Source organism: Lederbergia lenta NBRC 16444, from assembly GCF_001591545.1.
Lineage (GTDB): Bacteria > Bacillota > Bacilli > Bacillales > Bacillaceae_C > Lederbergia > Lederbergia lenta.
The window spans coordinates 1,647,496-1,664,234 of the sequence record NZ_BCVC01000001.1; the positions used below are offsets into that span (position 1 = coordinate 1,647,496).

Annotated in this window: 19 protein-coding genes, 2 pseudogenes and 1 riboswitch; of the genes and pseudogenes, 11 read left to right on the forward strand and 10 right to left on the reverse strand. The window is 33.9% G+C overall.

What is annotated here, in order from left to right; genetic code table 11:
* Positions 1 to 210: 210 nt before the first annotated feature.
* The gene (locus BLE01S_RS07790; RefSeq protein WP_082788620.1) at positions 211 to 681 is read left to right on the forward strand and encodes a TspO/MBR family protein; all 471 of its coding nucleotides are present in this window, start codon (positions 211 to 213) and stop codon (positions 679 to 681) included.
* A gap of 603 nt (positions 682 to 1,284) precedes the next feature.
* Here BLE01S_RS07790 and BLE01S_RS07795 read toward each other — a convergent pair.
* From BLE01S_RS07795 to BLE01S_RS07810, 4 genes are read right to left on the reverse strand one after another with little or no spacing between them, the layout of a single operon-like run.
* Positions 1,285 to 1,635, reverse strand: a complete 351-nt coding sequence (locus BLE01S_RS07795) for a YolD-like family protein (protein ID WP_066139347.1) — start codon at positions 1,633 to 1,635, stop codon at positions 1,285 to 1,287.
* Positions 1,632 to 2,861 (reverse strand): DNA polymerase IV, encoded by a 1,230-nt coding sequence (locus tag BLE01S_RS07800; RefSeq protein WP_439950967.1) that lies wholly within the window; start codon positions 2,859 to 2,861, stop codon positions 1,632 to 1,634. The genes BLE01S_RS07795 and BLE01S_RS07800 overlap by 4 nt, the downstream gene beginning before the upstream one ends.
* 12 nt (positions 2,862 to 2,873) lie before the next feature.
* The gene (locus BLE01S_RS07805) at positions 2,874 to 3,101 is read right to left on the reverse strand and encodes a LexA family protein (protein ID WP_066139349.1); all 228 of its coding nucleotides are present in this window, start codon (positions 3,099 to 3,101) and stop codon (positions 2,874 to 2,876) included.
* A 1-nt stretch (position 3,102) separates the two neighbouring features.
* On the reverse strand, positions 3,103 to 3,318 hold the full coding sequence (locus BLE01S_RS07810) for a WYL domain-containing protein (protein ID WP_066139351.1): 216 nt from the start codon (positions 3,316 to 3,318) through the stop codon (positions 3,103 to 3,105).
* Positions 3,319 to 3,833: 515 nt separating this feature from the next.
* Here BLE01S_RS07810 and BLE01S_RS07815 point away from each other — a divergent pair.
* Positions 3,834 to 4,580 carry a formylglycine-generating enzyme family protein gene (locus BLE01S_RS07815; protein ID WP_066139353.1) on the forward strand — a complete coding sequence of 249 codons (747 nt, stop codon included), beginning with the start codon at positions 3,834 to 3,836 and terminating at the stop codon, positions 4,578 to 4,580.
* A 259-nt stretch (positions 4,581 to 4,839) separates the two neighbouring features.
* On the opposite strand, the gene BLE01S_RS07820 is transcribed toward BLE01S_RS07815, so the two are convergent.
* Positions 4,840 to 5,382, reverse strand: a complete 543-nt coding sequence (locus BLE01S_RS07820) for a hypothetical protein (protein WP_066139356.1) — start codon at positions 5,380 to 5,382, stop codon at positions 4,840 to 4,842.
* Positions 5,383 to 6,402: 1,020 nt separating this feature from the next.
* Here BLE01S_RS07820 and BLE01S_RS07825 point away from each other — a divergent pair.
* The 3 genes from BLE01S_RS07825 (at position 6,403) to BLE01S_RS07835 (ending at position 8,255) form a co-directional block, all read left to right on the forward strand.
* Positions 6,403 to 6,879: a DUF3291 domain-containing protein gene (locus BLE01S_RS07825; RefSeq protein WP_066139359.1), complete on the forward strand. Its 477-nt coding sequence runs from the start codon at positions 6,403 to 6,405 to the stop codon at positions 6,877 to 6,879.
* A gap of 164 nt (positions 6,880 to 7,043) precedes the next feature.
* Positions 7,044 to 7,529, forward strand: a complete 486-nt coding sequence (locus BLE01S_RS07830) for a VOC family protein (RefSeq protein WP_066139361.1) — start codon at positions 7,044 to 7,046, stop codon at positions 7,527 to 7,529.
* 165 nt (positions 7,530 to 7,694) lie between these two features.
* A complete protein-coding gene (locus tag BLE01S_RS07835; protein WP_066139364.1) occupies positions 7,695 to 8,255 on the forward strand; it encodes a GNAT family N-acetyltransferase in 561 nt (186 codons plus the stop codon).
* A 167-nt stretch (positions 8,256 to 8,422) separates the two neighbouring features.
* On the opposite strand, the gene BLE01S_RS07840 is transcribed toward BLE01S_RS07835, so the two are convergent.
* Positions 8,423 to 8,737, reverse strand: coding sequence for a DMT family transporter (locus BLE01S_RS07840; protein WP_066139366.1), 315 nt, complete (start codon positions 8,735 to 8,737; stop codon positions 8,423 to 8,425).
* A complete protein-coding gene (locus BLE01S_RS07845) occupies positions 8,737 to 9,078 on the reverse strand; it encodes a DMT family transporter (RefSeq protein WP_066139369.1) in 342 nt (113 codons plus the stop codon). The genes BLE01S_RS07840 and BLE01S_RS07845 overlap by 1 nt, the downstream gene beginning before the upstream one ends.
* Positions 9,079 to 9,154: 76 nt before the next feature.
* A riboswitch (guanidine-I (ykkC/yxkD leader) is annotated at positions 9,155 to 9,253 on the reverse strand.
* Positions 9,254 to 9,485: 232 nt separating this feature from the next.
* Between BLE01S_RS07845 and BLE01S_RS20975 the strand changes: the two genes are divergently transcribed.
* Positions 9,486 to 9,668 (forward strand): hypothetical protein, encoded by a 183-nt coding sequence (locus tag BLE01S_RS20975; RefSeq protein ID WP_066139372.1) that lies wholly within the window; start codon positions 9,486 to 9,488, stop codon positions 9,666 to 9,668.
* 170 nt (positions 9,669 to 9,838) lie between these two features.
* Here BLE01S_RS20975 and BLE01S_RS07855 read toward each other — a convergent pair whose 3' ends face one another.
* On the reverse strand, positions 9,839 to 10,072 hold the full coding sequence (locus tag BLE01S_RS07855; protein WP_066139375.1) for a hypothetical protein: 234 nt from the start codon (positions 10,070 to 10,072) through the stop codon (positions 9,839 to 9,841).
* An 81-nt stretch (positions 10,073 to 10,153) separates the two neighbouring features.
* The gene (locus BLE01S_RS20765) at positions 10,154 to 10,306 is read right to left on the reverse strand and encodes a hypothetical protein (RefSeq protein ID WP_157419487.1); all 153 of its coding nucleotides are present in this window, start codon (positions 10,304 to 10,306) and stop codon (positions 10,154 to 10,156) included.
* Positions 10,307 to 10,863: 557 nt separating this feature from the next.
* On the opposite strand from BLE01S_RS20765, the gene BLE01S_RS21525 reads away from it, so the two are divergent.
* From BLE01S_RS21525 to BLE01S_RS07875, 5 genes and pseudogenes are all read left to right on the forward strand, one after another.
* The gene (locus BLE01S_RS21525; RefSeq protein ID WP_082788622.1) at positions 10,864 to 11,043 is read left to right on the forward strand and encodes a DUF8096 family protein; all 180 of its coding nucleotides are present in this window, start codon (positions 10,864 to 10,866) and stop codon (positions 11,041 to 11,043) included.
* A 1,017-nt stretch (positions 11,044 to 12,060) separates the two neighbouring features.
* Positions 12,061 to 12,738 (forward strand): SOS response-associated peptidase, encoded by a 678-nt coding sequence (locus BLE01S_RS07865; RefSeq protein ID WP_066139381.1) that lies wholly within the window; start codon positions 12,061 to 12,063, stop codon positions 12,736 to 12,738.
* A 129-nt stretch (positions 12,739 to 12,867) separates the two neighbouring features.
* A pseudogene (locus BLE01S_RS20410) lies at positions 12,868 to 13,038 on the forward strand (type Z 30S ribosomal protein S14).
* Positions 13,039 to 13,195: 157 nt separating this feature from the next.
* Complete coding sequence (locus tag BLE01S_RS07870; protein ID WP_066139384.1) at positions 13,196 to 13,543, forward strand: hypothetical protein; 348 nt, start codon at positions 13,196 to 13,198, stop codon at positions 13,541 to 13,543.
* A gap of 1,114 nt (positions 13,544 to 14,657) precedes the next feature.
* Positions 14,658 to 14,924: a hypothetical protein gene (locus BLE01S_RS07875; RefSeq protein ID WP_066139387.1), complete on the forward strand. Its 267-nt coding sequence runs from the start codon at positions 14,658 to 14,660 to the stop codon at positions 14,922 to 14,924.
* A gap of 438 nt (positions 14,925 to 15,362) precedes the next feature.
* On the opposite strand, the pseudogene BLE01S_RS20415 reads toward BLE01S_RS07875, so the two are convergent.
* Positions 15,363 to 16,692, reverse strand: a pseudogene (locus BLE01S_RS20415) (IS3 family transposase).
* Positions 16,693 to 16,739: the final 47 nt, after the last annotated feature.

Sequence of the window (16,739 nt, forward strand, 5' to 3'; positions counted from 1 at the left end):
CCTCCTATGACCTCACTATACCTCTGCCTTATATTGGTTTGTTAGTTTATTAACTTCTTCTGGAGAAATTTCTGCTATTTTATCAAACATTACCTTACATCTTTTCTCAGAATTAATTTACCTTGTTATTTTTAATAAAAAAAGGGAATTAATATTGTACACAGACTCGTAATAGCGATTTGTTAATATACGATAAAGGAGCGAACTTGTATGATGACGAATAAAAACAAATGGAAAATGATAAGATCGATTGCTGTTCCTCTCATTGGTGGGACGATTGCTGGCGTCCTCGCAACAAGGTCTGCAAAAGCGAAGTACCAACATTTGGAGAGACCAAAATTTGCTCCTCCAAGTTGGGTTTTTCCTGTAGCTTGGACAAGTCTTTATACAACAATGGGAATTGCTAAATATCAGTTTGATCAAAAGTCTCAAAAAGGCAGTCTGCAAACATACGGGGACATCACCTATTCCACACAGCTTGGCCTTAATTATCTTTGGTCTTTTCTATTTTTTCGCTGGAACTTGCGTGGCACTGCTCTCGTAGATGCTATGCTTTTGTGGACATCCGTGAACTTAAACACCTATTACTTTTATCGAAAAAGCAAGCTAGCGGGAACGCTAATGTTGCCATATGCTGCCTGGGTTAGTTATGCAGTTGCACTTAACTATGCAACATGGTAAATGAATCGGGAAAAACATTCAGAAAAACGGGAACTTGTATAATATGGGGATAGAAAAGATCTCAGTAAATTCATTTGCCTAGCAGAAAAAATGTAATGAAGAGTAAGTTTGATGTGCAATATATGAGGAACTGAACAGTCGCACACAGTTTACTCGCTTTCAAGCGGATTATAATCTTATTCAACATGTCCTCTTGTATGATTAGACATCGGCGTAAGACCAATTCATAGGTGATTCAATCATAACCACAAACGAGTCTCTCTTAGGGGTTAAAGTACAGATGATACCCGCAGGCCCTCGGTAAGCGCCATTCAGAAGCATAAATCAACGGTATGTAATTCACGCTTTTTAAACAGATGATTTCCTTCCGTTGTTAAAAGTAAAAATCTTGGGCTCAACGGTTTCATTTCTTAATATATCGCCAACCATGTTTGGCGATATATCTCTATTTTAAAACCAGTCTAGAATGTTATATTAATAAAACCTTTTCAAATTAATTTTTTCTTTTCATAAAAGCGGGGAAATTTTGGGGCGTTTTTTGGAGAAACTTTTTAACCAGGTCTGGCCTTTTAAAAAATCCACCTCCAATGAAATGGACTTTCTTTAATCTATAAAATTAATATCAATAATCGATCTATTTTCAATCCTATGTACTTTACCATTTAAATCTACAATTCGAACATGCTTGTTGAGTACATCTATATAATGGATATGACCTGTTATTTCTTTTGTGAATCCTTCCATCCATAATGAAAATTTCACAAGATAATGAAACCCTATAGCTAAGTGTAAATGGTTATCGATCTCCTCTAACTGGTTTTCATCAAGAATCGGCTTATTTATTCTCTTTTTATCTATTTTATTTGATAGAAACTGTTCCCTGTGTTCAGGCAACATCATTCTGCTGGATTCCCATCTTAAATTGTATCCAGGAGTTAGTTTATTAATATTCATTTATAATGCCCTCCAATTTTGCGTGCTCTTTCATTAGCCTGCCCCGCACTTGTAAGAGATGATGCTCTGTATATGGCAGTACGTCCATATTTATTCCAAATAGTGTCCAGAGCTACATTCAATTGTTCCCTGTTTAAATAATTATCAAACAAATCAATTTGATAATTATTAGCTGGTTGTAAATTACTCATCGTCACACCCAAACTTCTTATTGACTGACGATCCCAGAACTCCAAAAATAATTTAAAGGCAGCATTAAAGATATCCATATCGTAATTGGTCGGGATCGGCAGTGTTATCTGCCTATGAAAACCAGTAGGAAAATTAAAGTCAGCACCACGAATACCACATGATACGGTAACGCCCATGTAGCCCTTCGCTCTACATCTTCTCGCTACTTCGGTACATAGCTCTAGTAATACGACTTTTATATCATTAATATCCATATAATCCCTTGGTAATGTCATGTGATGACCTATCGCCTTTTGTTGGTTATGTGTTTTTACTGTGACTGGAGAATAATCAATTCCATTAGCTGTCTGCCACAGCACCTCACCATTGATCCCCCATTTTTTCTTAAGTAGCTCTTTTGGAAAGGATGCCAATCCACCGATTGAGTAAATACCCATGCCTTGGAGATGTCGATTCATTTTGCTACCAACTCCAAACATCTTTCCCACAGGTAGTTTCCATAGTTGATCCATGTTGCTTTGATCTAGTTTGAAAATTCCATCCTTATTTTTCTTGGCAAAATTATCACAGGCCATCTTCGCAAGTATCTTGTTAGGACCAATACCAATCCTCGAATAAATGCCAGTATCATTTAAGATCCACTTTTGCACAGCCTTAGCGATCTCATAATAGTTACCAAATAACTTTTGGCTGCCAGTGACATCCATAAATTGTTCATCTATTGAGAATGGCTCCACCAAGTCTGTAAATTGCTCCATGATACGGCTTATCACTATTGATACATCTATATATCGTTGCATATGAGGACGTACTACCTCAACGTGAGGACACTTGAGTTTTGCTGATCCTAATGTTTCCGCTGTGGTAATACCGTATTTCTTCGCTATTGGACACGCAGCTAAAACGATACCACTCCTACGCTCTGGGTCCCCTGCCACAATAACAGGTTTATCCTTTAAAGAGTTGTCACATACTTTTTCAACTGACGCATAAAACGATTGCATATCGACAAGGAATATTATCTTTCCCTTCACCAGAAATCCCCCTCACGCAGAAATGGATTTTTCCATTCTAATCGTTCTTGGTATTCCCGGTGCGAACGTAATGTATCCTTTTTCTTTCCATTTATCTAGGTGGCCAGACACTGTAGTTAAAACGGAGGTGGTACCTATCATTTTTGACAGTTCTTTGCATGATGGTGAGTATCCTTTGTCGCTAACATAAAATTCAATTACATTCATTACATCCTTTTGTCTTTTGGTGGGTTTAGCCATTTTATGCACCCCTCTTTTGTCGTAAAGGTCCGACAGAAAGAATATTAGTGAGTTTAAAAGTTCGAAACTTTTTCCTGTAATAGCAATAGGCTTTTATTGATTCATTCGTTACTTTTAGTACTTTAATGGTACGTTGAGAAACAGTTCCATCATTAGATAAGTAAATCATTTCGATCTTATCTTGTGTACCTACAGCTCTTCTTAAAAGTCCATCCATGTCCAAAACCTCCGAACGTGCGTTTGTATAAAGTATATGCGAACACAAGTTCTTTATGCAAGTGGTAAATAATTGTAGAAGGTATTTTGTCTTGCACACAGAATTAATTAATCTAACGTCTACTAGTAGGAGGTTTTAAGTGAAACAATAATAACTGAAAAGTTAAATGCCTTTGGAACCGAAGGATGGGAATTATTAGGTGTCACAACAGTTTTCTACTTTAAGAGGGTAATTATTAGTAATTCGTGATAAATTAAAGCGACCGCTTAAATTAAATAGAGTATTAATCAAGGTGGATTATTCGAGGGTTAAAATATGATGTTCAGTAAATTAGACAAATCGACCTACCCATATGTGAGGATGGCTGGCCTCATAATAAAAAGGAGGGTTGATAACAGTATTGCTCATTATGTTTTTCCTATACCGCCCTGGATATTTTATAAGAAATAATGAAATTCTAACTCCTATATAGAAATCTAATAAAAAAATTAAAAATTCATGACTAGGAGAGGACGATGATAGATAACTTAAATGAGTATTTAAAAGAATTAATGGTGTATATTCCTGAAGGAGAAATCCGCATACGAGATTTTCAAGACGACCAAAAATGGATTAGTTCAAATTATAAATTTGGAATGCCGGGTATAAGAAAAAATTTAAAGGAAGTTATTCGAAATGTTGAAATAAAGTCATTCTATCTTGGCAAATATGCTGTAACAGAAGAACTTTATGAGTTTATTATGCAGAAAGAACTTTTAACATCGAAAAAAAATCAAAAACCCGTTGTTAATGTTTCATGGTTAGATGCAGTGTTTTTTTGTAATTTACTGTCTGAAACGCTGGGTTATGACAGGTTTTATGATTGTGATATGGAAAGTAAATCAGTTGTATGCAATTATAGCTCTAATGGTTTTCGTTTACCGACAGATGCTGAATGGCAATATGCATGTAAAGCAAAATCAAAAGGATATCGGTATGGTCAAATTGATGAAATTGCATGGTATAAAGATAATTCTAACGAACGTGTACATGTAGTTGGTGAAAAAGCACCTAATGAATGGGGCTTATACGACATGATAGGTAATATTTGGGAGTGGTGTTGGGACTTATATGATGAAGAGAAATTCGGTAATTACAGAATAATTCGAGGAGGTAGTTGGGCGGAAGAAGAACGTGGGTGTGGGGCTACTTGTCGTCGCAAGAGTATGCCTGATTTTAATATAGATGATATCGGTTTTAGAATTGCTAAATCAACGCTTTAATCCGTGGATTCTGAATTGATATTCACTTCAAGATCTCAGGACAAGGATACCATTGCTTCCTGGCAATTTAAATCAATACACATATTCCTTATTGAGTATCTGAGCTATAGTTAAAAAAGTGTAAATCATCAATAACACCCTACAACATCGACCCGTCCATATAAATGGATAGGTCGATTTGTCTTATTTAACAACTGCGTATTCTTACTGGCCCTTACCTTGAATTTTTAAGCCCATATTTCTTACAAATTTTGCCCTTTTAATCATCAATAATATTCTTATTACTATCAAATAGTATCAATTGCCCTAGATAAGTGTTAGAAATACCTTCAGGTAACTTATTGTACTCAATAAAGTAATCAGAGCCTGATACATCTACAGTAAATGAATACATATTTTCGGAACTTAATTCAGCCTCTATACGACTTATTTTTAAGTTATCATTTTTACCCAGTATCACTCCATACAGACCATTATTAGTTTCAAATTCTTGATAGGTAATCTCTGGAACGGAATTGCTACTGATAAATTTTACCTTTTTATTAATACCTTTTTCAAAATGAGCATAACCTAAATGACCATCTGTGTATTTGAATTGAAATAGGACTGTATTGGTTTTCTTTAGCTCTTTTAATTGAATATATTCTATTGATTTTCTCTCAATATTTTTAGTTAGAAATTTCTCCATGGAAGAATTGGAATACTCAATATTATATTCTTCTGAATATAAATACTTGAAAACTAATACGATAGCTATGATGGTCACTGCAAAAAAAACGATTAGTATGGATTTTTTTTTCATATTATTCTACTCTCTATATTGTTCTAACTTAAAATGACCGTTTTGGATGAGTTGTAAGATATGTGACTTTTTTCGAATGAGAACCCGAAATACTAAAGGACGCTAGATAAAATATCATATTCGGCCTTATCTATAATATAGTCAATTTGTTTTCCATGCTGTGTACTTGGGTTTACAGAAACTTGAATATATTATGCAATTTTAACTCGGTATTTACTATTATATTTTTCCAGATTATCTCCCCCTTTATATAATAAGACGATTGTTTTTCCAAAAAGTCTCAATTTCTTTCTTTTATTATAATATATCTATAATAAGCAACACTCTTTTAGAAAACGGCCTTTATCAATTTTCAAGTTAATCTCTCGAAGAAAAGTCTATCTAGTGATACAGCGGGAATATTGTATCTAGTAAACGGAGTAGCCTCGCTCTCATCACCATTCACATGAACTTAAATGCCAATGTAGCTCCATCTCTATAACCTTAGTGATCTCTCGTATACTTTATCTTGTTGCGCAAGAACCATACCTTGCTAGACATAGCCAAGCGTTACACTTGGTTTCTAGCCATAAAAATGTATCTCCTCTTCCTGAATCAACATTATTTAATGCATGTAGAAGAAAATTAAAAAAGTCAGATTTACCTCAATTAAGTATCCATAGCTTAAGTCACACTCATTCGGTTTATTATTGGTATCAAATGTAAGAATAAAATTTATTGCAGGAAATATTAGACAAAGTTTTATGCAAATTAGAACAGATATGTACTCCCTTCTTTCAGAGATAATCAAAAACAATGCTAACTAGATCTTTGAAGAGTATACAAAAAATATCTTTACTAGGCATAAATGGACAGTAATTCAAATGAAAGAGAATATAAGTATAAGAGAATTAAATAGGTTTGATACTTGCGGAATGGACTTCCCGATAAAACCAATAAAAGAGACAGGTAAGTTAAAGAAGGAATTTTCACGTTTTACTTGAATATATCTAGGTAAAGTCTGTAAATGGAGGGCTGTTTATGGGATTAATTTCAATCTATACTGTTGGAAGACTAAACTATCCCTATGATCATCCAACCTCTCGTGAGTTTTATGAAGTGGGATATAAAGTAATGCGCCAAGCATATGGATCAGGAGATCTTATAGAGGAATTTTCATCAGAAGGAGTGCCTTTCCCTGAAGAAGCCAAAGGAAAGGGTTATCCTGTCCTGACACTAACTGTTTGGAAAAACCTTCATTCCTTACATCGTTTTACTTATTCAGGTAGGCATATCCAAGCGCTACAAAATAGGAGCAGTTGGATGGAGCCTTATCCTAAAAAACACCTTTCATATGTAGTTTGGTGGACCGAAAAGGTGAAGGATGTTTCATGGGAAGAAGCATTCAAGAGATTCAACTACTATATTCAGCATGGTCCCACTCCTTTTGCATTTGATTTTAAGCACGCATTTGATGAATTTGGAGAGACGTTATTGATTAAGCCTCCACAATCGTGAGGGCTGTTTTTTTATGACATATAAAAAGATAACATTATTGCTCATTTTATTTTTTTTAAAACCCGACCTGGCTATTTTTATGAGACAATAAAGTAGAAATTAGCTTTAACAACTAACTAAGCGGAATTTAACAAGGATACATAATAAAATATGGAGGTTTTCGAATGATACTGGGATTATATGAAGCACATTTACCAGTAAGGGATTTAAAGCGTTCAATAGAATTCTACACTGGACTTGGGCTTGAACTTGACCATATCGTTGAGGATAGATTGGCATTTTTGTGGATAGTAAAAGATAAAAGTTGGTTGGGATTATGGATAACCGATAAAGTAGAACTTGAATACCATCCTTCCATAAAACACATAGCTTTTCAAGTATCCTTAGAAGGATTAAAAAACTCTGTTAATTGGCTCAAGAATAAAGGGTATAAACCCAGAGAGGCATTTGGTTTTGAACCAATTGAACCTTTTGTGATGCCACAGCAAGATTATGCACATGCTAAAATTCATTTTAATGACTCTGATGGTAATAGTTTAGAATTTATTTGCAAATTGGATAATCCAAAAAAACTCACAGAACGTATGTATTTGAGTAAGTGGGAGGAAATAAATAAGATCCCTTCCCCAACTAGCACTTTGGTTCAATAAAACAGACGCTAATAACTAATAAAAACAGCGTCCTACTCCGCATAGAACAAAGCAGTTAATCCTTTCCATTAATGGAGCAGTTTGTTTGAACAACAATGACTTCCTCTTTTATCCAAGTAAAGACTTGAAAGACTATTGATAATAATTATTTAGGGGAGGTTTATCGTGGTAGCAGTAAATGCATTTCCTATACTTGAAACAGATAGATTGATTTTAAGACAAGTAACAAAAGATGACGCGAATAGTCTTCTAAAGTATTTGTCTGATAAAGAAGTCATGATGTACGTTGGATTAGAACCATTTAAGTCCATTGATGACGCATTGGATGAGATTTCGTGGTATAGATCAATATTCGAAAAGAGAACAGGAATAAGATGGGGGATTACGTTGAAGGACCAAGAAGAAGTAATTGGTAGTTGTGGTTTTCTGAACTTAGTTTCACAGCATTATCGTTCTGAAATTGGTGTGGAGTTAAGTCGAGAGCACTGGGGGAAGGAAATAGCAAGTGAAGCTTTTGAAGCTGTTATTAAATATGGATTTGATCAGATGAATTTACAACGGATAGAAGCGTTAATAGAACCTCCTAATATACCGTCACAAAAATTAGCAGAAAAACAGGGGTTTGTTAGGGAAGGACTTTTGAGAAGTTATGAGTTTACTTGCGGAAAATTTGATGATTTATATATGTATTCATTGTTAAAGCAAGAGTTCAATGTAAAACAATGATTTTAGATTGGGAATCATTAAAATAACGAGTGCTTTAATGCAACAAACGTAATGCTTTTCTTATTGTACTAACAGGGCAGTTTAGTTGAAGAAGAATACAAATATAAAGAAGATAATTTATTTAATTAAATAGATTATCTTCTTTATATTATGATCTAAAAGAGCTTTTATGAAACGAGTTTTAGACCTACTGCAGCACCTAAGACCATGCCTATAAAAATAAGTCTTCTCCAATCTTTTGATTCACCATATATAATCATACCTAAAATTGCTCCACCAGACGCACCAATTCCTGTCCAAATTGCATAAGCCGTACCCATAGGGAGTGTTTTCATTGAATAAGCAAGAAACACAAAACTTGCCCCAAATCCAAGAATTAGAAATAACACCGATTGCCAATTACGATCTTTATGCAACTTATTTATCATTAAAACGCCAAACATTTCAAATAAACCTGCAACAACTAAAGAAACCCAAGCCATTAAGATTCAACTCCTTCTTTATCGGTGTCTTTAGTAACTAATTTCAAACCAACTACCCCTCCTAATAAAACAAAAATTAAAATAACTTTTTCTATTTTAAATGGTTCATCAAAAAATACGATATCGGAAAAAACTGTTCCAGCTGTACCTAGTCCAACAAAAACCGCATAGACAGTTCCAACAGGTAATTTTTTGCCAGCCATAATCATTAAATAAAAACTAACGATAATAGCAATAACTGTTCCAGTCCAAGTCCAAAAATCATCTGCGTGTTTTAATCCAATCACCCAAAACACTTCGAAAAAAGCAGCGACTACTACTTTAACCCAGTTTGTGTTCATTCAAATAGCACCTCCGATTATATTCTTTCCCATAAGAAAACAAAAAAAGCCCAAGAGATAACTGTTAAAAAACAGTTCCTCCCAGGCTTTTATCCTTCCGTGACACAGCATAGCTGTGAGTTTTCTCTTGGACCAGACCAACATTCGCAGTTGCGGAACCCTAGAAAACATTCAAGGTATGTAATTACTTTGTATTATACACATTTTAAAATATTATTCAATAGATCGCTTCTATCCTTTAGTTTGTGCCGAGTTATGAGTTAATAATGTGTAGAATCATATAACGAGGAGATTGGTGTAAGAGCAATGATTAACCGATGTTCTACAATATATCCAGATTGCGGAGGCATTGGCCACTCTTAAAATTCAACTTGTTGTGCTAAAATATAAGAAAGGAGGTATTAAATATGCCTACAAATATTATTAACATAGTAGCTATAGTTTCTATTGTTATATGGATTGCAGTGTCCCGGGAGCTTGTAAAGCCCTCAAAAGAAAAGAACGGACAAAAAATAATAACCTTAATGACCGCGGCTTCCTTATCCACACTAATTCTGACCGTTTCACTCTTTCAAAATATTCAATTTTGAAAATCGAGATATAACCAACAAGGAAGTATGTACTTAATTGAATAAGAAGCACTGTCAAGCGACCTATTCTTATGGACAGGCCGCTTTGTCTTATTTCCTTCATTTATTTGGCAACCCTGCAAGTCCACAGTACTTTCTTACTCAATATCTGGTTACGGTTAGTGAAATAATTAAGGTGAGAGATTTTCACCAGAATACTCTTTTAAATGTTCAAAAGCTAAGGTCACTGCACCTTCCTCTGTATCTATAAGAGATAACCCTTTTTTAATAGGACTCCAATACTCATATCCACAATCTTCCTGCCACCTATATACTTCTGTGGAAAAAAGACCATCCTTGCGTTTAATAATTTGCACTTTATATTGATTACTCGGAGATAAAATTTCGTGTACCACTTGTTCCATTATTATCCCCTCCCTCTCCTCACCATTCGACATAAGGAGAGGAAATCCTTCATTGAAATAAAAAAAAGCCCTTCAAGGCTCCTAATAAAAATAATGCTTGTTTTCAGGCTCATATTCCTCATAAGATTCATCAAAATCTGCTTCTTCATCTAATTCCAAGTGCTCTTCGTAAAAATGAGGTTCTTCGTATTCTGTTTTTGTCCCTTTAAAGATATTAAAGATTCGTCCAAACATGAAAAACACCTCACCTTCATAGTAGCTTATAACTATCTTACCCATCGAATGCTAATATAATGTGTTCGTTGTGTAAATATTCGTTTAAGACTTTGATTCAGCAAGACTTTCATCATTGCCCCTAATAACCTCGCTTCACGGTATTTCGCTCTTTATTATATACCAGCTTTTACATCATATGTGTTTCGCTAATGCAGCTAACGTTATTTTAGTAGTTTCCCACCCATTCTGAATTTCCTCCCAATTCGTCATTTACATATACTTACATTTGGACATAATTAAAAGCACTCCATAGGATGCTTTTGCTAACTAACTATAAAATACCTAATTCCCTTGCAATCTCAATACTTATTTTAACAACTTCGCCAGATGCTTCCTGAGCTCTTTTTCATATATGTCCTTATGTTTATTGCGTACGTTCTAATTAGTGGTATTAGTTTCCCCCCTTCCTCCCTATTATGACAACATTTGTCACAGAAATTAAAACCCTGTCTTTTAACTGGATTTCCTTAACGTTCCCCTTATGCTATCATTAGCTAGTGGTTTAAACGCAAAGGGTGATCATCATAGAAGAAACGAAAGATTACGACCTAAACATTATTTATGATTTAAGAGATTCTCCTGATATAAATAGTGGCCGTTGTGATAATTGCGCACATGGCGGATTTAAAAGCTATATACAAGATTCTAATCTCGTTCGCAAATGTAAGAACTGCGGAATGATGAAGAGCATTTAACCCTATCAGATGATGGGGTTTTATTTTCGGTATACAAAAATAGCACCACTAAGAGCGATTAGAATTGTTATATAGGTACTTCTGACCTTCAGATGTAATTGAGCTATCTCCAAATCCTCATGCCATCATAAAACAATTTTGAACTTTTTATTAGCTAGCTAATCTCATCGTATCTATAAATTTTTATAAAGTAGCCTTACATTATTTTCTTTATTGTCTTGATTTCTTCTGTTGAATTCTTTTAATACATAGTACTAGAAAACTTTTTTTCATCGATAATAAAAACTCCCTTCAAAACTTTATATTGCTCTGTTATTTCTTAGTTGTGTCATTATTATTTCCGAATTGTCGTTCTCAAAGCTATGTCTACTCATTTCGACATAAAAAGATAAATACCTACTACCTTTTTCTCGTTTCAAGTAAATCCTGGTATATAACCATTCATCAGCGTGTAATACATCACGATCAAACATACAATTACAGATATAAAATGACAGATACCTATAGGGATCCTTAATAAACGAAGAATAAAGTACACCACAATATACGCTACCGCTGACATTCCTAACCATATTACTAGTTGCAATAATATATTATCTAAGGTTTCTTTCATTGGACTAAAATCTATTTTTTGCATATTACACCCCCGACATTAATATCGGTGCTTGTTGCTATTTATTTTAGGCTTAATAAATAGCACCTCGAAGGATGCCTCCATTTCTTTACGAATTGATCCACTCTTTCTGCTATCTTACCCAGGTCGTAGCGCATAGTAATATTTTCTTTAGCAAGTGCACTAAACCCTCTTTTTTCAATAGACTATTTAATTCAGACGATATATATATGACAATCTTGTCATCGTTTTTTTTTTGGAGTCGTCTTTTTCATACCTATCATTCTTCTCCCGTTTTCTATTGAAAAATATTATTTCTAATTTATATACTCACACTTCAATCCTAATTTTGAATTCCATTTTTTATTTGATACAATGTACCAAACATTTTACGAGGTGATCCTATGTGCGGACGCTTTACCCTTTTTGCAACGTTTGAAGAAATAATCGATCGATTCGATATTCAACAAATGATTGACGCGGACTTATACAACCCGAACTATAACGTCGCTCCATCCCAATCTGTATTAGCTGTAATTAACGATGGGACCAACAACCGACTAGGATATCTTCGGTGGGGTCTGATCCCCTCTTGGGCGAAAGATATAAAGATCGGATATAAAATGATTAATGCTCGATCTGAAACCTTGTCCGAAAAGCCTAGCTACCGCAATGCCTATAAAAATAAACGCTGTTTAATTCTTGCTGATAGTTTCTATGAATGGAAACGCCATGACGATAAGACAAAAACACCTATGCGCATCAAACTTAAATCAGATAATCTATTTGCAATGGCTGGATTGTGGGAATCGTGGAAATCTCCAGAGGGTGAGTCTATCTACTCTTGCACTGTTATCACTACAAAACCTAATAAGCTTGTTAGAGACATTCACGACCGTATGCCTGTCATTCTCAATCCAGCTGACGAGAAAATTTGGCTTGATAAATCAATTACTGATATAGATCAACTGAATAAACTGCTAACACCACTAGATGAAAACTTAATGGAAGCATACGAAGTATCATCGCTTGTCAATTCACCGAAAAATAATTCAATTGAGCTTATTCAAAAAATATGCTAAGGAGGTTGCTCCCCTTTTTCATGACAAATCAGCTTTTATAAGTGAATTAATTACCAGCAGACTCCTATATAATTAGAAGTGTATCCTCCCTCAATTGTAAAGGAGTTTAAAAATACGGCTAAAAAGTCTATGATCATTAAACAAAAACGTACTACAACATATAAAGTTCAAGCGTATACACGTTGTCAGAAATGTGGATGACCACATTCTGTTTATCGCACATTTAAACTTTGCCGTATTTGCTTCAGGGAACTTGCTTATAAAGGCCAAATTCCTGGATTAAAGAAGGCAAATTGGTAATAAGTCTCCTAAATCGGAGGCTTATTTTTTTGAATAATTACAGACTTCCTGTGGAAGGAGCAGTAAATATATACAAACTACCTATTTCTTAATCTGGAATTAATGATAGAATATGCATAGTAATAGATATTTTATCTTCCGAAAAGGTGGGGCATTCGTGAAATATTATTTTGATTTCCTTTTAGCCATCTTATTAACAGCTTTCTCTTATTTCCTCGGTAGTCTCATACTCAGTAATGGGTTATCAACTTGGCAATCTTTTATAATTGGTACTTCTGTAGTCTTATTAGGAGCAGTTACGGAGGCACTAAAAGCCCCCATGTGGTTAATTATCTTAGTACCTTTCCCAATCGGTATGCTTTTGCTTTTCTTCTTTTTGAATGAGCCTATACAAACATGGTTTTTGACATATTTGATAACGTTAGTTTTATATGCAGTCATGCATATTATCATGAGCTTCTTTTTTAAATTCCACTCTTTAATTCCTGCTTGGAGATTATCATAATGAAGAAATTTGATATAAAATGTTATCTTAATATTTGGTATTTAGATGTAACTTCTTTTACCAAGTATGTACAGTAAGAATTGAAGCGAGGTGTTTCACAATTGATGCTTTAACATTAATTGTATTTATATTTCTACCAATCTGCGTTTTAATATTTCTTGCGGGATTCGTTATTTTCAGGTATAAAAAATGTGCGGGATTTCTTCCTATAGTAACAATAGGCTTATACGCCATCCTCTGGTACTTTTCGCACCTTAATATTACGGTGCGAAACGGGTTCCATCATTAGATAGGTAAATCTTTTCAAGTTGGTTTTGTGTACCTGCAGCTCACTTTAATAATCCTTCCAGGTAAAATTTCTCGAATGTACGTTTGATCAAAACTGGAAAATTAGGTAAATAAAAAACCTCCTCAATAACGAAGAAGCTACACAATATATTAAATTCAGAGGGTTGATAACAGTATAAACAAAATACTAAACTTTATCATTTTCATAATAAACACTCTCCTCATCTTCAAACTATAATTGTGTTGGCATTCCAAGGTCTTTTAAATTTATTTAGTATAAAATCACTTACAAAAAAACTACCAATCCCATCATTAAAATCATAAATGAGATATTAAATCCCGGGTTTGTAAAAGATGAGTATATAGAACTTTGCTGATAAAGCAATCATATAAAAAACAAATCCTATTTTTATAGCCTTTTCAGTACTACTTCTTTCATCATTTGTCATTTTTTAAAAAAACAATCTATCAATCCCTCCTCTAATATTACTCTATAGGTCACCTCATTAATATTTATGATTCTAGATATATAAAAGAAACTCCTTGTTTTAAACGCTAAAAAATACAAAAAGGCTACCAATTCGCCAAGGAGGTCGCTTTTTCATTGTTTAAGACTCCAGTAACCTATTATTTATCCGATTGTTTCTCTAACAAAGTTTCATACGCTTTAACTATATGTTTTAAATCCTCTCGATTAACAGGTATTTTAAAATTAAAGAAACAAAATCTTTATGCTCATGACGTTTTTCTTAAACCTGTTTGGCTATTTTTTATGAGATAATAAAAGTAGGAATATTTAGTTTTATTGTCGAGGAGGAAGAAAAGAATGAAAAGGACAGTAATTGGTGGATTTATAATGCTAGGAGGTTTATTTACTACGCTAACTATTATCTTGGCAGCAGCAATATATGTTCCTAATATTACCGGTTGGTCTGGTAAGTCAAAGTTGTGGTTTGCAATTTTTGGAGAGAAGCAATATGGGGATGATGTTGTTGAAAGTTTATTCCTAGGCTTCCCATTTATTGTAGGATTATTGTTTGTAATTTTTGGACTAGTAATATTAGGTATAGAATATTTTAACAAGTCTATTTAAATGTAAGTTGTTTACACAAAAGCGCCCCTCACATAATTGATAGGTTGCTTTTAACTTTTAAACCCGGACGTTTCCAAGTAGTTTTTACGAGTTAATAAAGGATAAAATACCTTTGTTTAACTAATGGGGCAAAATACTTGAACAAGAATGTAACTTTGAGCCTTTTTAAACGTATGTAGTATTAAATAAAAATACATAGGCAAACATTTACATAGACGGAGGGGAATGGATATAGATTCAATAATTGGAGTAGCATTGTATTAATTGTGTTTTTCTCTTCAAGCGTGATTGAAAAAACGTTAAAATCTTTAGAAAAACAAAACAATCGTGTAATAGAAATACTGGAAGAAATAAGAGATAAAAAATAATTTGATATTCCACTATAAGGTCAACCAGTAAAATAAATTGTACCCTTTGTAAAGGACATTTTGAAAAAGGTCATGCCACATGGAGAAGATGATTTCTGTATTGTACAGGAGTCATCTTCATTAAGTTCCATTGGTACCTGAAATTGTTATAGTACGTCATATAACTTTTGATTTCTCTTTTAAGTTCTTCTATTGTATTACACGGCTTTATATAGGCTTCATCTTTGAAGTGACCAAAGAAAGATTCTTGGGGAGCGTTATCCCAACAGTTTCCTCTTCTTGTCCAATCCCTAGTTTTCTCACCTGTTTTTGAAAGGTCGGACTTGTATAATGCACTCCTTGATCAGAGTGAATAAAAGCTCCTTCTGCCAACTTTACTCGTTTATTCTTCATTAATTTTACTAATGTATCTGTAGCTAAATCTAATGTCATTCTATTGGACACATTATAGGCAAGTATTTCATTGGTTGAACTATCTTTAATAGTGTATAGATAAGCCTTCTGTCCATCACTGTAATATAAATAAGTTATATCAGTGAGAAGTACTTTTCCCGGAATTCCTTGTTTAAACTTGCGGTTTAATAAATTGGGCAGTACAGTGTGTTCTTGAGTGGCCTTTAACATTTTCTTGTAAGGATTCACTCTTCTAATAGGACAGACGATTTTGTATTTCTTCATAATTCTTCGAATTCGCTTCAAGTTATAAGTAATTTGAAACTGTCCTTCTAATGTCATCTTAATCTGTCGTGCACCCTTTTTTCGGCGTTTGAAATTAAAAGCCTTTAAAATATTCCCTTTAATAATCATGTCTTCTTTTTCTCGTTTTTCTCTTCTTTCCTGAGATTTTGAAGTAAAGTAGTTATAATAACCTGAGCGTGAAATCCCCGAAATCTTGCATAAGAAACTTACCATCTTTTTGAGTTTGTACTTTTCAATCACTGAACGTATTAAAAGAAACCTCTGTTCAGAAGAGACTTTTACTCGTTTCTCTCCAGCCTCCTTTCCATCATGTCTAACTTTTTTAGTAACTCATTTTCAGCCCTAAACAATTGAATTTGAGCTTCTAATCTAGCATTCTTTTCTTCTAGAGAAAGATTTTTCGTAGTTGGCCTCCCCGAATTTTCTTTTCGTGTTCGTGTATCTCTAAGTCCCAATACGCCTGATTTATTAGCATTACACCATCTAGAAGTAGACCTTTGTACTCTTACGATACCAATGACTTCAATATCAAAACCATTCTCTTCGAATATCCGTCTTGGCAATTTCCCCTTCTCATTTTCCGTTATAAAAATCCTCTTAAATTCGTCTGTATATGTAACACCCTTTGAACTTACAGATTGAACATATCGATTATTAGATAGTAATTCTATTTCTTTTTCAGTAAATTGTTTTTTTGACATATAAATGTTCTCCGATTCCCTATTTTTTTCATTATACATAAAAGTAA

Coding starts and splice junctions, on each gene's coding strand:
- BLE01S_RS07790 (WP_082788620.1), top strand. CDS start 211: ATGATGACGAATAAAAACAAATGGAAAATGATAAGATCGATTGCTGTT.
- BLE01S_RS07795 (WP_066139347.1), bottom strand. CDS start 1,635: ATGAATATTAATAAACTAACTCCTGGATACAATTTAAGATGGGAATCC.
- BLE01S_RS07805 (WP_066139349.1), bottom strand. CDS start 3,101: ATGGCTAAACCCACCAAAAGACAAAAGGATGTAATGAATGTAATTGAA.
- BLE01S_RS07810 (WP_066139351.1), bottom strand. CDS start 3,318: ATGGATGGACTTTTAAGAAGAGCTGTAGGTACACAAGATAAGATCGAA.
- BLE01S_RS07815 (WP_066139353.1), top strand. CDS start 3,834: ATGATAGATAACTTAAATGAGTATTTAAAAGAATTAATGGTGTATATT.
- BLE01S_RS07820 (WP_066139356.1), bottom strand. CDS start 5,382: ATGAAAAAAAAATCCATACTAATCGTTTTTTTTGCAGTGACCATCATA.
- BLE01S_RS07825 (WP_066139359.1), top strand. CDS start 6,403: ATGGGATTAATTTCAATCTATACTGTTGGAAGACTAAACTATCCCTAT.
- BLE01S_RS07830 (WP_066139361.1), top strand. CDS start 7,044: ATGATACTGGGATTATATGAAGCACATTTACCAGTAAGGGATTTAAAG.
- BLE01S_RS07840 (WP_066139366.1), bottom strand. CDS start 8,737: ATGGCTTGGGTTTCTTTAGTTGTTGCAGGTTTATTTGAAATGTTTGGC.
- BLE01S_RS07845 (WP_066139369.1), bottom strand. CDS start 9,078: ATGAACACAAACTGGGTTAAAGTAGTAGTCGCTGCTTTTTTCGAAGTG.
- BLE01S_RS20975 (WP_066139372.1), top strand. CDS start 9,486: ATGCCTACAAATATTATTAACATAGTAGCTATAGTTTCTATTGTTATA.
- BLE01S_RS07855 (WP_066139375.1), bottom strand. CDS start 10,072: ATGGAACAAGTGGTACACGAAATTTTATCTCCGAGTAATCAATATAAA.
- BLE01S_RS20765 (WP_157419487.1), bottom strand. CDS start 10,306: ATGTTTGGACGAATCTTTAATATCTTTAAAGGGACAAAAACAGAATAC.
- BLE01S_RS07865 (WP_066139381.1), top strand. CDS start 12,061: ATGTGCGGACGCTTTACCCTTTTTGCAACGTTTGAAGAAATAATCGAT.
- BLE01S_RS07875 (WP_066139387.1), top strand. CDS start 14,658: ATGAAAAGGACAGTAATTGGTGGATTTATAATGCTAGGAGGTTTATTT.